The organism is Pseudomonas sp. KH_021 (assembly GCF_057838865.1).
Genome location: NZ_CM174477.1, coordinates 3,031,402 through 3,045,289, shown reverse-complemented (window position 1 = coordinate 3,045,289; position 13,888 = coordinate 3,031,402). Strand labels below are relative to the sequence as shown.

At 59.9% G+C, this 13,888-nt stretch carries 14 protein-coding genes; 13 read left to right on the top strand and 1 reads right to left on the bottom strand.

Features of this window, described 5'->3' with window-relative positions; genetic code table 11:
- Positions 1–53: 53 nt before the first annotated feature.
- The 5 genes from AC3IX4_RS14110 to AC3IX4_RS14090 all read left to right on the top strand — a co-directional run bounded on the left by AC3IX4_RS14110 (position 54) and on the right by AC3IX4_RS14090 (position 3,064).
- Complete coding sequence (locus AC3IX4_RS14110; RefSeq protein WP_489261113.1) at positions 54–395, top strand: carboxymuconolactone decarboxylase family protein; 342 nt, start codon at positions 54–56, stop codon at positions 393–395.
- Between the two features lie 209 nt (positions 396–604).
- On the top strand, positions 605–1,108 hold the full coding sequence (locus AC3IX4_RS14105; protein ID WP_489261287.1) for a tetratricopeptide repeat protein: 504 nt from the start codon (positions 605–607) through the stop codon (positions 1,106–1,108).
- A 46-nt stretch (positions 1,109–1,154) separates the two neighbouring features.
- Positions 1,155–1,643: an RNA polymerase sigma factor gene (locus AC3IX4_RS14100; RefSeq protein WP_489261112.1), complete on the top strand. Its 489-nt coding sequence runs from the start codon at positions 1,155–1,157 to the stop codon at positions 1,641–1,643.
- Entirely contained in the window at positions 1,640–2,431 is a 792-nt protein-coding gene (locus AC3IX4_RS14095; RefSeq protein WP_489261111.1) for an anti-sigma factor family protein, read from the top strand. Before AC3IX4_RS14100 ends, AC3IX4_RS14095 begins: the two co-directional genes overlap by 4 nt.
- A gap of 6 nt (positions 2,432–2,437) precedes the next feature.
- Complete coding sequence (locus tag AC3IX4_RS14090) at positions 2,438–3,064, top strand: START domain-containing protein (protein ID WP_489261110.1); 627 nt, start codon at positions 2,438–2,440, stop codon at positions 3,062–3,064.
- Between the two features lies 1 nt (position 3,065).
- On the opposite strand, the gene AC3IX4_RS14085 is transcribed toward AC3IX4_RS14090, so the two are convergent.
- Positions 3,066–4,763: a sulfatase-like hydrolase/transferase gene (locus tag AC3IX4_RS14085; protein ID WP_489261109.1), complete on the bottom strand. Its 1,698-nt coding sequence runs from the start codon at positions 4,761–4,763 to the stop codon at positions 3,066–3,068.
- A 509-nt stretch (positions 4,764–5,272) separates the two neighbouring features.
- Between AC3IX4_RS14085 and AC3IX4_RS14080 the strand changes: the two genes are divergently transcribed.
- The 8 genes from AC3IX4_RS14080 to AC3IX4_RS14045 are packed head-to-tail and all read left to right on the top strand — an operon-like array spanning position 5,273 to position 13,880.
- Complete coding sequence (locus tag AC3IX4_RS14080) at positions 5,273–6,019, top strand: sugar transferase (protein WP_489261108.1); 747 nt, start codon at positions 5,273–5,275, stop codon at positions 6,017–6,019.
- A gap of 1 nt (position 6,020) precedes the next feature.
- Positions 6,021–6,671, top strand: a complete 651-nt coding sequence (locus AC3IX4_RS14075) for a CpsD/CapB family tyrosine-protein kinase (protein ID WP_489261107.1) — start codon at positions 6,021–6,023, stop codon at positions 6,669–6,671.
- A 33-nt stretch (positions 6,672–6,704) separates the two neighbouring features.
- Positions 6,705–7,724 (top strand): polysaccharide biosynthesis/export family protein, encoded by a 1,020-nt coding sequence (locus AC3IX4_RS14070; RefSeq protein ID WP_489261106.1) that lies wholly within the window; start codon positions 6,705–6,707, stop codon positions 7,722–7,724.
- A gap of 17 nt (positions 7,725–7,741) precedes the next feature.
- Positions 7,742–9,334, top strand: a complete 1,593-nt coding sequence (locus AC3IX4_RS14065) for a GumC family protein (RefSeq protein ID WP_489261105.1) — start codon at positions 7,742–7,744, stop codon at positions 9,332–9,334.
- Complete coding sequence (locus AC3IX4_RS14060; RefSeq protein ID WP_489261104.1) at positions 9,331–10,416, top strand: glycosyltransferase family 4 protein; 1,086 nt, start codon at positions 9,331–9,333, stop codon at positions 10,414–10,416. The genes AC3IX4_RS14065 and AC3IX4_RS14060 overlap by 4 nt, the downstream gene beginning before the upstream one ends.
- The gene (locus AC3IX4_RS14055; RefSeq protein WP_489261103.1) at positions 10,413–11,786 is read left to right on the top strand and encodes an O-antigen ligase family protein; all 1,374 of its coding nucleotides are present in this window, start codon (positions 10,413–10,415) and stop codon (positions 11,784–11,786) included. The genes AC3IX4_RS14060 and AC3IX4_RS14055 overlap by 4 nt, the downstream gene beginning before the upstream one ends.
- Positions 11,783–12,751, top strand: a complete 969-nt coding sequence (locus AC3IX4_RS14050) for a glycosyltransferase family 2 protein (RefSeq protein WP_489261102.1) — start codon at positions 11,783–11,785, stop codon at positions 12,749–12,751. Before AC3IX4_RS14055 ends, AC3IX4_RS14050 begins: the two co-directional genes overlap by 4 nt.
- On the top strand, positions 12,744–13,880 hold the full coding sequence (locus tag AC3IX4_RS14045) for a glycosyltransferase (protein WP_489261101.1): 1,137 nt from the start codon (positions 12,744–12,746) through the stop codon (positions 13,878–13,880). The genes AC3IX4_RS14050 and AC3IX4_RS14045 overlap by 8 nt, the downstream gene beginning before the upstream one ends.
- Positions 13,881–13,888 lie beyond the last annotated feature (8 nt).

Genomic DNA, 13,888 nt, shown 5'->3' with positions numbered 1-13,888 from the left:
TGGAAAACTAGCTTGAATGTCCTTAGCCGACTCCAAAGAAAAAGGTGAAGACAATGAGCATGATGGACTGGGATGCCTACCGTAAGCAGTTGATGGCCGGTACTCGCGCCTTCAAGCAACTGTCCCCCGACACTGTCAGTGGCTACCTGACCGCCAGCGGTGCGGGGGCCAAGACCAACCATCTGGACGCCAAGACCCGAGAGTTGATTTCCCTGGCCGTGGCGGTCACCACCCGCTGCGACGGCTGCATCGCCGTGCATTCGGCCGAAGCCGTCAAGCAAGGCGCCACCCGCGAAGAAATCGCCGAAGCCCTGGGCGTAGCCGTGGCGATGAACGCCGGGGCGGCACTGGTGTATTCGGCGCGAGCGCTGGATGCGGTGGACAAGGCTGACTGAACGGCGGCGATCCTATCGTTGTAGGAGCAAGGTTTACCTGCGATGGGATCGCCGCGGTTCATCCGGTAGACCGCGTCGTCTTCATCGCGGGTAAACCCGGCTCCTACATTGAATAAACAACCTTGCTCAAGTGTTCATGTCGGCCACTCTCTGGAGATTCGCCCATGAACACTCCCAACGGGCCGCTATGGCGCAAACACTGGCTGATCATGCTCGTCTGCCTGGCTATATTTCTGCTAGCAGGCACCGCCCTCGCCAATGGAGACGGCGATGGGCCACCGGTGCCCTCCTGCCCCAAAGGCAAAGTCTGGGACAGCACCATCCGTCGCTGCGTGCTGCAAACCAGCCAGCACCTGCAGGATGCCGACCGCGCCGCCTATGCCTATCACCTGGCCAAGCTTGAACGTTACCAACAAGCGCTGGACCTGCTCGACACACTCAAGCAACCCAACACCCCGCAAGCGCTCAACTACCGCGGCTACGCCACGCGCAAGCTGGGTCGCGTGGATGAAGGCATCGGCTACTATCTGAAGGCAGTGCAACTGGATCCGCAGTACGTGCTGGTACGCGAATACTTGGGCGAGGCTTATGTGCTCAAGGGACGCCTGGACCTGGCGCAGGAGCAATTGCAAACGATCGAACGCTTGTGCGGGCGCCATTGTGAGTCCTATGAGGACTTGTCGGCGTCTATCGCACACCCAGAAACCCTATGAACATCAGTGCTTGTCTGCGGAGGCGACCATCGCGGCGTCAACCGAAATGCGCGACCTGTTGGCCCCCCAACTGCCACGGTTGTGGCGATATGCGCTGGTCTTGTCACGTCAGCCACAATGGGCCGAAGACCTGGTGCAGGCCACCTGCGTGCGGGCGCTCGAGCGTGCCGCCCAATTCTCCCCTGGCAGCCGCCTGGACCATTGGTTGTTCAGCATCCTGCGCTCAGTCTGGCTCAACGAATTGCGCGCCCAACGCCTACGCCGCGGCCAAGGCCAGGTTGACGCCGAGCAGGTGCTGGCGGTCGATGGTGAGCAGCTTGCCCAGCTTCACGTCTATGCCAATGAAGTCTTGCGGCAGATCGCCGCCCTGCCCTCGGCCCAGCGCGAAACACTGTTTCTCGCCTACGTCGAAGGGTTGGCCTACCGCGACGTGGCGCAACTGTTGGACGTACCGGTGGGCACGGTCATGAGCCGCCTGGCCAGCGCCCGGGCGAAGTTGGCCCAGGGCTCACCCACAGCAGGAGACCTGCCATGAGCTCGCATTCTGAAGGCCCGCTGAGCGATGAGACCCTCACTGCGCTGATCGACGGTGAACTCGAGCCCCTCACAGCCCGTCGGGTACAGTCGCAAATCGATGCCGATCCCTCCGTGGCTGCGCGCCTGGCATGGCTACGGCAAAGCTGTGCCCCGCTCGCCCAAGCCTTCGATGAGTTGCTCGTCAAGGCACCTGAGCAGCGCCTGGCTTCAATGCTCGCGGGCTTGCCTAGTCCGCCCGCTGCGCCCGTGCGTATCGCAGGGATCGGTCGTCGGCAGTTGATTGCGGCGGCAGCGGGGCTATTTGCCTTCGGCGTGCTGGCGGATCGCGCCTGGCTGGGCTGGATCGCCCGTGCGCGTCCGTCGACTGCGAGTTGGCGCGGGCATGTGGCTGATTACATGGCCTTGTACACCCGTAGCACGCTGGAGAATCTACCGGTCGATACCGCCAGCCAGCGCGCCCAACTGGCAACCGTGAGCGAGCGCATGGTGCTTCCCTTGACCCTTGAAAAGGTGCAGTTGCCTGGCCTGACCCTCAGGCGCGCGCAATTGTTGCAATACGATAGCCAGCCGATTGCCCAGTTGGCCTATCAGGACCCCCATGGCAACCCGTTGGCCCTGTGCATCACCCCCCACGAAGGCGACAGTGCACTGGCCCACGAACGCCGGCATGGCTTGAACATCGTCCATTGGGCTGCCAACCATCATGCTTTCCTGTTGATTGGCCACGGCCCGACGACGACTCTTGAAACCCTGGCAAACCTGATCCGCTCTCGATTACAGGCCTGATACGACATGTCCAGATCGCTGCTGGCGCTGTTGATCACTGCCACCCTGCTCTCGCCCATTGGCCAGGCGGCCGAACGCTGGCGCCTGAGCAAGGATGAAGACGGTGTGAAGGTGTACCTGAGCCAAGTGCCGGGTTCGCGTTACCAAAGCTATCGAGGGGTGGTGAATATCGAGGCCGACGTTTCGACGCTCTCGGATCTGCAGGAAAACTTGCGGGTTGCCTGCGCCTGGCTGTATGCCTGCGCGCAAATGGAGTTGCTCAAAGTCCAGGGCGATGAAACCTGGGTCTACATGAAAACCCAGTTGCCCTGGCCTGCCGAACCGCGTGACCTGGTGCTGCATGTGGTCACTGAGCGGCGAGACGATGGCAAGCTGCTGCGCAAGATCGACGCAGTCCCCAACTACCGCCCGCCCGTCCCCGGGTTTATTCGGGTGCCACACTTGTCGGGGCTGTGGACCTTTGAACCTACCGGTGCACGGCAAACCCGTGTCACGTATCAGATGCGAGCCGAGCCCGGCGGCGAGGTGCCCGCCTGGCTGGCCAATCGGTTTGTCATCGATGCACCCATGGAAACCCTGCGGACCTTGCGCGCCGTGGCCGAACACCAGGGCATCCGCGAACCGAAACCCTGAGTCACCGCCCCGCCGCCAACCCTGAGTCTGGCGCTGAAGGCGTAACCACTTGGGAAGGATCAATGTGCTTCCACACAGGTTTCGCACCCAGCCGCGCATTGAAGCGGGTGTTGAAGGTGAAGTCGTCCAGCGTCCTGACCGCCAAGGAGCGCCCATACACGGGTGTAATCGCGTCCGGATCGTACCCCATCAGCTGCAACAGGGTCGGGAAGATGTTGTAGTGGCTGGAGCGATTTTTATTGGCGGCAAGCTGCGCCTGCCAATCCGGGCCCTGGATGGCACTACCCTGGATCACCACCAGCGGTACCACGCCTTCCTCTGCCACTGGGTCGCTGCCGCAATGGGTATTGAGGCCTGGGTTACCCCGTTCGTGCAGGTCTTGGCCATGATCGGAGGTATAGATCATCACGGCGTTGTTCAGATCGGCCTGGGCAAGGACCCGCGCAAAAAATTCGCCAACGTTCCATGACAGGGTGTTCTTGTAGGCATTGCGGTAGAGCGTCCAGTCATCTACCTGGCCACCAAAGCCCGTGCGCTCACCGGTATCGGCCACCTCGGTGAAATGGCCCCTGGGCAGGGCCGGGCGATAGACCATGAACGCGTCCGGGTACTTGTCATGCACGGGAAAGTGAGCACCGACTTTATTGACCATAATCAGCTGCGGTTTGCCATCATTGATCAATTCAATGAGTGTGTTCGCGGCCGCCATATCTCGCTCACGCACGCTGACCCCGTCGAACTGAACAAACTCGTCAATATCCTGGCGCTCAAGGTCTGTCATCAGGTTTTGCAGATGCCCACCGGTGCGTTGTGCATCCACATAGACCGTGCCTAGGCCGGCCTGGTGGGCGTATTGCCAGACAGAAGGCAGGGTGGCATTCATCTTCAGGTAATCGGCCCGCGTGCCGCCATAGCGAAGGGTGACATTGGTGTCGGCGCTGCAGTTGGCGATGGAGGCGGCATAACCATAGTTAACGATAGAAACTCCAATAGGCGGCGACTCCAGATTGCTGTGCACGCCCTGTTCGGCGTTCAAGTCCAGGTAGTTTCCCGCCACACTTTCATCGATGATCAGCACCACATCATGCCCAATCTTTCCTCCATTACGCGGCAACTTCACTGGTTCACGAGGGCCGACGGTGTCGTGTACCGACTCATAGGCAAACAGGTTCAAATAGGCCAGCGGTGTGAACATAATGGGCAACCCGCGCCCGCCTTCGCCGCTGCGCGCAAACAAAATGACAGTCAGCAACAATATTCCCATGATCGGTGCTAATACCGTCAAATAAGCCGGTATTTTTTGCAAGTTGCGCCTGGGTGCCAGACCCATCCCCACTAGCAGTATCAAGCCCCGCAAGAGCGCCGCGACAATGATCGGGTAGTACTGGGAAATGGCCTCAAGAATAAATCCACCCGAGTAGATGAGTGAGATGAAAGCGCTGTAAGTCAGGTAGTTAGCGGTGACGCTTGAATAGATATCGAAGCTGACAGCGGAACTGAAAAACAACAAGGCTACGCCATAGCGAATCCACCGCTGGCGTATATAAGAGGCCAGCAATAATGCGAGCACCAGCACACTCAATACGCCCACATATAAAATAAGCGGCCCGCTTAAACCCATCGATATAATGCGTTCTATATAGTCTGGGTAACGGATCAGCAGATAGATAGAAAGCAGTAATTCCTTCAGGTATTTCACCGGCAAACCCTCATTGATGCGTGGCGGCGCAAGGCAATGAGGTCAACTTAGCATCCGCCACTCAAAGTACAAGTCGACTTGCCTGCCACACTATTGGGTGGCGCGCCAACTGTTTGAATGCACGCCGTTTGCTTATTGTTTTAATTGACCGTTCATCGATTCACAGAAAGATTGATTACGCCGCCATCGGCTCCTGTAAATAGTTGATTAAAGAGCAAATTGATTCCAATAGGCCACTGTCTGATAGTGCCCTTTAGCCTGTACGAACGACAGTTCCTTGACACGGTTACGCACCACTGGTCTATACCCCTTTTAACAGTTTCAAATCGCTTACGCCCCTCCAGAACCTGGCAACACGCCGGCATGGACGTGAGCGTATTGGGTTCAGGATAGGTGGGTCAGAACGTGACCGGTATGGATGTGGACCACAACAAAATCAAGTCATTACAGCGTGCAGTTGCGTCTCTACATGAACCTGCATTGTCCACGCTGCTTGAGGACAATATTCGATGACCGGACAACCAAAAGATGCAGCCCTGCAAGGCTTGCAACAGGACAAACGCCTGGACCCCAACCATCGCCTGCGCATCGATGCAGCGATCCATCGCCAAGGCAGAAGCTGGATCACCGATCGACCGGGTGGACGACCCTGGAACCTGTCGCGCACCAACCGTGTTGTCGCCTGCTTCGGCGCGATGACGATCATGGTCATGATCGCACCGCTGCTGTTGGGTATAGCCGCGGCGATCAAGTGCTCAAGCCCGGGGCCGGTGTTCTTTGTGCAAAGGCGCACCGGATTTCGCGGCCGCTGCTTTGGCATGTTCAAGTTCCGCACCATGGTGGTCAACGCCGAGTCCCTCAAGGAGTCGTTGCGCCATCTGAACAAGCACGGTGCCGATTCCATCGACTTCAAGATCGACGAAGATCCACGCGTGACGCGCATCGGCCGTTTTCTGCGCAAGAGCAGCCTGGATGAACTGCCCAACCTGATCAACGTGATCAAGGGCGACATGCGTCTGGTCGGCCCTCGTCCCACGTCATTCAACGCCTACCGCTACAAAGACAGCCATTTGGCGCGCCTGAGCATTTACCCCGGCATGACCGGCCTGTGGCAGATCTCTGGGCGCAGCAACATCGATTTTGACCAACGGGTGGAACTCGACCTGAGTTACATCGCCGAGCAAAGCCTCAAGCTTGATCTGATCATTTTGTTGAAAACCCCCTTTAAAGTCTTCAGTGGCCAAGGAGCAAGTTGAAATGGACGGTTCATCATCAGCCCGAAGCTTGAGCATCGTCAGTCCCAGCGAGATCAATCTGACCTCGACGGTGCTCGACCAGAATCAGCGGCTCCTCATGCTGACCGCGGCCAATACCGGCACCGGCACCACCACCAGTGCCCTGGCGCTGACCAGCCAGCTGGCGGGCATGACCAGCGGCCCGGTGCTGCTGGTCGACGTCAGCGCCAACGCCACCAACGTCAGCCAGCGACTGGGGCTGCACAAGGTGCGCGGCTTTCGGGACCTGTTGTTCAACCCAGAAAACACCCCGCCTGTGGAGGACTGCATCGTGCATATGTCTTCCCTGTCCTTCGACGTGCTGCCTGTGGGCCGTGACAACCATAGAAACGATCGCCTGAGGCCGGAATGTGTTCGGCCTTTGCTCAAACAACTGGTCGAGCAATACCGCTTCGTCGTCATCGACAGTGACGCGGTGTATGCCGCCGCCGACACCCTGGTGATCAGCACGTTGGTCGATGGCGTGATCCTGGTGGTGCAGGCCGAAGACACGCGTTGGGAGGTCGCCCAGGCCGCTGCCCACCGCCTGACCCAGGCTGGCGCGACATTGATCGGCAGCGTGTTCAACCGACGCCGGTACTACATGCCCAAGTGGCTCTATAGACACCTCTGATTCAAGGCCCGGGATAACTCCAAGGACACGACCATGAAAGCCAGAATACTTGCGTTGATGTTATTGCCCCTGGTTGGCTGCTCCAGCCAGCAAGAGGCAAAGATGCCAGTGCAGATCCTCACCGCCGACCAGGCCGATGCCCAGGCCATGGAGGTGTCGAAGACAGAACAGGTACTGAGGCCTCAGGACGTCCTGGACGTGATTTTCCATATCAGCACCAGTGGCTCGGAGGCGTATCGGGTCCAGTCCGGGGACACGGTGGCGCTGAGCTTCGACTCGGCCAGTCAACTCAATGGCAATCAATTGGTGTTACCCGATGGCACCATCCAACTGCGCAATCTCAACACACCGGTGCACATCGCCGGGATGACCACTGATGAAGCGCGCAAAACCATTCAGAAAGCCTACCGCGACAAAAGCGTTTTCCAGCCCAACCGCGACGGCATGAGTGTTTCGCTCATCACCGCCCTGAGTAATGAAAACAACCTGAAAAACGCCCTGAACCACCCCGCCACCGGTATGAGCCGGGAAATTACCGTGGGCAACGACGGCCACGCCAGCTTCCCGGAAATCGGCTCGATCCCACTGCAAGGCATGACCATCAATCAGTTGGAGAAAACCCTCAACGAGCGTTATGCCTCGTTACCTGGGCGCATGCGTGTGGACGTGTTGCTCAAGTCCACTGCCAGCAATGAGATCTATGTCCTGGGTGAGGTCGGCCAGCCCGGTGCCTTCCCGATCCGTCGCCCGGTGTCGGTGCTTGAAGCCCTGACCTTGGCGCGCGGCCCGAACATCAAGGCACGCCTGGACTCGGTGGTGATCATGCGGCGCAACGGCAACCAGGTCGATGCCCACCCTTACGACGTCGACAAGCTGCTCGACGGCAAGGCCGACAGGGTCGCCTTCCTGCAACCGGGGGACATGCTCTATGTGCCCAAGACCCGTCTTGCCAGCGCCGGCGAGCTGTCCAGGCAATTGGCTGATGTGGTGCTCTTCCAGGGCTTCGGTTTCAGTTTCGCTTATCGCGTCGACAACAAAGACAGCGACAATTGACCATCAAGGACACGGCCATGAATCCCAAGGAAAACTATTTGCATGAGTTCTTCAGGATCTTGTTCGCCAACCGCCAGTTGGTTAAGCGCGTTTTCCTGATTTTTGCAGTGATCGCACTGCTGTTGCCGCTGGTGCTTAAACAGAGCTTCGATATCACCGCCCAGGTCATCGTGCAGTCGAAAAAGCTCTCGCAAAGCGACGCAGCCACGGGGCTCACCACCGAGTCTGACAAGTTCATCCCACCCTCGCTTTCGGATATGGAAACCGAGAGCAATATCCTGCGCTCCCCGACGCTGATCCGCGAAACGATCAGTCAGTTGCGCGACCTTGGCCTGTACACACCTCCGGAAGGCCTCATCAGGCGCCTGATCATCAGCCCCATTCGCCGCAATATCATCAACCCGGTGCGTGAGTTGGTGGTCAACCCGGTGCGCGAGTTGTTTGGCCTGGAAACGGATCCGGTGCGCGATGTCACCCTTGACGTCCTCACCGCCCAGGCAGAGAAAGACCTGAAGATTGAAACCCTGCCGGGCTCCAACGTGATTTCCATCACCTACAGCTTCGGCGAGCCAGAACAAGGCACGATGTTTGTCGCCAGACTGTTGGACAACTACTTGGCTAACCGCCAGGACCTGCAATCCAATGATCTGCCCCAGTCTTTCTACGAGCAGAAGAAAGCCCAATACCAGACTCGCCTGGATGGCCTGCAAGGCAAACGCCTGACCCTGCTGGAGGCGAATCAGACGGCGGACCCCAAGGAAGAAATCACCTTTCGCCTGAATGCGATCAACACCGAAGAGCAGGCACTGAACCAATACCGCGATCGCCTCCTGCAAAACCAGAAATGGCTGAGCTACCTGCAGAACGCCCTGGACGGCGCGAAAAAAGCCAACGCCGGCCTTGAACCCTTCCCATTCACCTTCTCCACCACCATCGACAACGTGGCGATCGAGGATCGGGAGATCAAGGTCCTGGGTGAGCTATTGACCCAACAGGTGAGTGCCTACGTCAGCGATGCCAGCGTGTTCCAAACCTCCATCGAACCCATGCGGGCCGAGCGCCAGAAGATCGCCCTGACCCGCGCTCAGTTCCTGAAAGTCGTCGCCAACCGCATTCGTGAACGCACCAACGACCTGGCCGTGATACAGAACGTTATCGACCAAAAGACCCAACGCATCAGCCAATACAAGGCGCGCGTTCACGAACTGCAGAAGACCCAGAGCACGGTCGGCCAACTGGACACCGAGCTCAATGCGCTGTCATCGGCCTTCGCCACCTACACCCAGCGCTTTGAAGAGCGCTCTGGCATAGATCAGCTGGACAACCTCTCCAACGCCCGGGTGTTGAGCCCCCCCTTTGTACCCACGGAGCCGGCGTTCCCTCGCCCTTCGCTGATTATTCCGTTTGGTTTGCTCACCGGCCTGCTGATGGGCGTGGCGCTGGTCTATGTTCGTGAGTTCTTCGACCATCGTTTCAAGCACCCTGCGCAATTGACCCAACAGCTCGGCCTGCCAGTGCTGCTGGTGATCAACGACCAATACAACATCACCACCAAACCGGCCTTGCAGCAAGGCGCGCTGCCGAAACTCTGGCACTGGGTGTGTAATTGAACGCGCCTGTGCAGGCACCGCTGCCGATCGTGCATCTGCTCAGCAGCGGCGGTTTCTATGGGGCCGAGAGAATGCTGCTAGACCATTGCCTGGCAACCCAAGGCCTGCATGAAGTGGTGTTTCTCGATGCCCCGGATGCCTTGGTCGAGCGCTTTCGTGACGCTGGGGTTCAAGCGCGGCGCTGCGAGGGTCTGGCCGGCCTGATCAAGTACCTGCGCGGCCGGGGGGCCGCCCGCCCCTTGGTCAACACCCACAATTTCAAGGGCTTGCTGTTCGGTTGGGTGGCGGCAACGCTGTTGCGCCTGCCGCTGGTGGTGACCCAGCACGGGTTTACCCCTCGCAGTAAAAAGCAGCGTTTCTACACCTGGCTCAGCCTGCAGTTGTGCCGAACCCCCTCGGTGCGGCGGGTGGTCTGTGTGGCTGAAAGCATTGCCAGTGTTCATCGTTTGGCCCACGTCAAGGCCGAGAAACTCCAGGTCATACCCAATGGTTTGCCCGCCAGTGCCGACTTACCACCACGCCCTACCGAGCCGTGCACACGGGTCGGTTATGTCGGGCGCATGAGCGACGAAAAAGGCCCGGACCTGTTTCTTGATGCGCTGATTCCCTTGGCCCACAAGCATGCGGACCTGCACGCGGTCATGCTCGGCGACGGGCCGGAGCGCGACACCTTGCAAGCTCGAATCGATGACGCAGGGCTGGGCAGCAACATTCAATTACCCGGCTATCAGACCGACATGCGCCATTGGTGGCTGCAGCTGAATTTGTTGGTGATCAGTTCGCGCACCGAAGGCACTCCGATGATCATGCTCGAAGCCATGCAAGCCGGCGTACCCGTGGTTGCCTTCGCGGTCGGAGGGATTCCCGATGTGCTCGAGGACGGCACCAACGGCCTGTTGGCAGAGCCCGCCAACAGTGCCGCACTGGCCGCCTGCATCGACCGTTTGATCGAAGACCCGCAACTGGCCCGGCGGCTCGCCGAGCATGCCCGCCACACCCAGCAGGACCGCTACCACCTGCCGGTACTCGCCGAGCGCTGGTCGCAGCTTTACATGTCGATGGCACAGGGGGCCAGACCATGATCATTCCACTGTCACTGGTGTGTGTTCTGGCGCTGGCTAGCCTACTGCTGTTGGCCAGCCCCTGGCCGTACCTGGCACCCGGTGCGGCGCTGGGCCTGGTGGGTTTGCTGGTCATCTACCGCAAGCCCTCCTGGGCCTTGTTGTGCATCGTTGCGCTGGTGCCGCTCGAAGGCCTGTTCAAAGACAGCGGTGTGTCCGGTGCCAAGCTGCTGGGCGCCGCGCTGATGCTGATTTTGCCGTTGCAACTGATTCTGCGCCAATTGCCGGCCGAACGTCTGCGCAGCAATTTGTGGATACCGCTGTTGGGATTTCTGGCCCTGTATTTGCTGAGTTTCCTGGCCAGCGAAAACCATGAGCAATCCTACATTCATCTACGTGAATTGCTGATCGGCCTGGCCATATTCGTAATTACCCTGTTAGTGGGCCGCGACCTGAACCTGGGCTGGTTTTTGCGCCTTGTCACCCTGAGCGTGGCGCTGACCTGCGCCATGGCGATGTTCTCCAGCACCTATCAGGACCAAGGACGGGCCGCGGGCCTGCTCGAAGACCCGAACCTGTTCGCGATGATGATCGCCGTGGCCACCCCGATGTCGCTGTTGTTGCTGATCAAGAGCCCCAATGCCCTGCAGCGCCTGCTGTGGCTGGCTTGCTCACTGCTGCTGCTGGCGGGCATGACCAAGACCGAGTCACGTTCGGGGCTGGTGGTACTGCTGATCAGCCTGGGGATCGGCCTGTACCACTACCGGGAGCAGTTGCAACGCGTGCGTCCTCGGCACTTGGGCTTTGTCATGCTGGCGATCGCGCTGGGGCTGCCGCTGCTGGCGGCCGTGATGCCCGCCAGCTACATCGAGCGGATCGCTTCGCTGAGCGTGCTGCAGTCCAAGGGCGTTGCCTACAAGGATGACTCCCTTGGCCGGCGTGCATCGTACATCGTGGTCGGCAAGAAAATGATCAAGGACCATCCGTTCCTGGGGACAGGGCCTGGCACCTTCCCGATGCACTACGCCAATACCGGTTTTGCCAAGGCCTTCGCCTCCAACAACCACAAGATCACCGACCTGTACCGTCGGGCGCACAACACCTACCTGGAACTGTTCAGCGAAATCGGGATACCGGCGGGGCTGTTCTTTGTCAGCCTGATTGCCATGAGCTTGTACAACCTCGCGCGCGCCCGCCGCGCCTGCCTGCAACGCGAGGCCTGGGAGCAAGCCGACCTGGTCACTCACCTGGGCATGAGCGTGCTGGCAGTGGCGTTGTTTTTGATGTTCCTCAGTGTGCCGAGTCAGAAATACGTCTGGATCCTGCTGGCCATGTCCAGTGTGATTCGGGTGGAAGCCGAACGCCGTCTGAACCCAGAGATACAGCCATGAGCCAGATCAGCGTGGTGATTCCGATGTTCAATGAGGCGCGGCATATCGCTCGCACCCTGCGAGCGGTACGCCTGGCAGCAGACACGGCCAACCTTGATTGCGAGCTGATCATTGCCGACAACGGCTCCACCGACGAAGGCCCGCAAATTGCCCGTGAGTTTGGCGCCCGGGTGCTGGTGTTGCCGGACGTGGCGATCGGCGCATTGCGCAACCATGGCGCGGCAGAGGCCAACGGAACCTGGCTTGCGTTTATCGACGCTGACATGGAAATGCCGAAAAACGGGTTCAGCCTGCTGCTCGACGTCGAAGCGCGTGGCCATGCCGATGTGCTGGCCCTGGATATCCTCGCCCCTGCAGAAGCACCTTGGTTCGCCCAGGCCTGGCAACGGCGCAATGCTCGCCCCCTTGAACCGTCCATGCACCGGGTCAAGTGGTTGCCGACCGCGAATCTATTGATGCGCAAAAGCAGGTTCCAGCGGGTCGGTGGTTTTCATCCAACCCTGCGCACCGGCGAGGACAAGGAACTGACTATGCGCCTGGCCGCGGCCGGGGCGCGGCTGATGATGGTCAGCCAACCGACCGCTCTGCACTGGGGGTATGAAGGCAGCTGGCGTGAATGGTTGGGCAAGGAGATGTGGCGCCAGGGCAACCATCTGCAATTGCTGCTCAACCACGGCGCGAGCCTGCGTCTGCTGCGCTTTCCGGTTCTGGCGCTGGGTATCTGGCTGCTCGACCTGATCGCCTGGGTGGCGTTGTCCAGCGGTGACCTGGCCGTCACCCTGTTGTTTGTGCTGTTTTCGGCTTTGCCGGCGCTGGTCCTGGCCTTGCGTCAGGGCTTAAAGCACCGGGACACGCTGTTCATCCTGCAATTGTGGGGCTTGCACTGGGTCCGCCTGCACCTGGCCGGTGTCGCCTTCATCCTGAATCTGTGTCAACGCACCGCAAGGAGGCCTGCCCGTGGCTGAATTCATATTCTGGCTCTGCCTGCTGTTGCCCCTCTACGCCTACCTGGGCTACCCCTTGACGCTGGCACTGGCGGCCCCCTTCTTTCGCCCCCCAAAGGCGCATCCCAATCAGCCACTGAACGTCAGCGTGATCATTGCCGCCTATAACGAAGCGCGCCATATCGAAGCCAAACTGCGCACCGTATTGGCCCAGGATTACGTCGCCGCTCACCTGCAAATCATCCTGGCCAGCGATGGCTCCAGTGACGATACCGTGGCACGTGCGCGCTACGTGAAGGATTCGCGGATTTGCATTCTCGACCTGCCTCGCCAAGGCAAGGCCGCCGCGCTCAATGCCGCTGTAGCCCACAGCAGCGGCGATATCCTGGTCTTGACCGACGCCGACAATCAATGGGCGCTCGACACCTTGCGCCATCTGCTCGAACCACTGAGTGATCCTGAGGTGGGCGCCACCGCCGGGCATATGGTCATCCCCGTGGCCGGCAAGGGCCTGAGCCTGGGCGACAGCCTCTACCGGCATTACGAGGGCTGGTTGCGTCATCTGGAAAACCGTACCGGCTGCATGGTGTCGGCTGACGGCGCCTTGTTGGCGTTGCGACGCGAGCTGTTCGAGCCGATCCCGGCGCAGGTCAACGACGACTTCTTCGTCAGTACCTGCGCGCCCGCGGCCGGCAAGCGCATCGTCTACGTGCCCGCGGCACGCGTCATCGACCAAGGTGTGGATGACGCCAATAAGCAATTTCGCCGTCGCCAGCGCGTCACCGTGGGCGGGCTGCAAAGCCTGGCGCAGCGACGCACGTTGCTTAATCCATGCAAGCACGGCTTGTACGCCCTGGCCTTGATCAGCCACAAGCTGATCCGCCGCCTGGCCCCGGTACTGCTAGTGCCCTTGCTGTTGAGCAACCTGCTGCTGTGGGACGCCCATGGCTTTTATCGCTTCACCTTGATCGCCCAGTTGCTGGCCTACGGGATTGCCATCGCCGGCCTGCTGGATATGCGCCACCGCCTGCCCAAGCCGTTTCGCTTGGCGGCCTTCGTGCTGGTGACGTTGGCGGGCATGAGCGTTGGCCTCTGGCAATTTTTGCGGGGCCATCGCTACAGCCAGTGGAACCCGGATCAGAACCGTTGAGAGCCCGT

Excerpts from the sequence above, each read along its gene's own strand:
- AC3IX4_RS14080 (WP_489261108.1), top strand. The coding sequence starts at position 5,273 with ATGACCGGACAACCAAAAGATGCAGCCCTGCAAGGCTTGCAACAGGAC.
- AC3IX4_RS14070 (WP_489261106.1), top strand. The coding sequence starts at position 6,705 with ATGAAAGCCAGAATACTTGCGTTGATGTTATTGCCCCTGGTTGGCTGC.
- AC3IX4_RS14050 (WP_489261102.1), top strand. The coding sequence starts at position 11,783 with ATGAGCCAGATCAGCGTGGTGATTCCGATGTTCAATGAGGCGCGGCAT.
- AC3IX4_RS14110 (WP_489261113.1), top strand. The coding sequence starts at position 54 with ATGAGCATGATGGACTGGGATGCCTACCGTAAGCAGTTGATGGCCGGT.
- AC3IX4_RS14075 (WP_489261107.1), top strand. The coding sequence starts at position 6,021 with ATGGACGGTTCATCATCAGCCCGAAGCTTGAGCATCGTCAGTCCCAGC.
- AC3IX4_RS14105 (WP_489261287.1), top strand. The coding sequence starts at position 605 with ATGCTCGTCTGCCTGGCTATATTTCTGCTAGCAGGCACCGCCCTCGCC.
- AC3IX4_RS14095 (WP_489261111.1), top strand. The coding sequence starts at position 1,640 with ATGAGCTCGCATTCTGAAGGCCCGCTGAGCGATGAGACCCTCACTGCG.
- AC3IX4_RS14100 (WP_489261112.1), top strand. The coding sequence starts at position 1,155 with ATGCGCGACCTGTTGGCCCCCCAACTGCCACGGTTGTGGCGATATGCG.
- AC3IX4_RS14055 (WP_489261103.1), top strand. The coding sequence starts at position 10,413 with ATGATCATTCCACTGTCACTGGTGTGTGTTCTGGCGCTGGCTAGCCTA.
- AC3IX4_RS14090 (WP_489261110.1), top strand. The coding sequence starts at position 2,438 with ATGTCCAGATCGCTGCTGGCGCTGTTGATCACTGCCACCCTGCTCTCG.
- AC3IX4_RS14065 (WP_489261105.1), top strand. The coding sequence starts at position 7,742 with ATGAATCCCAAGGAAAACTATTTGCATGAGTTCTTCAGGATCTTGTTC.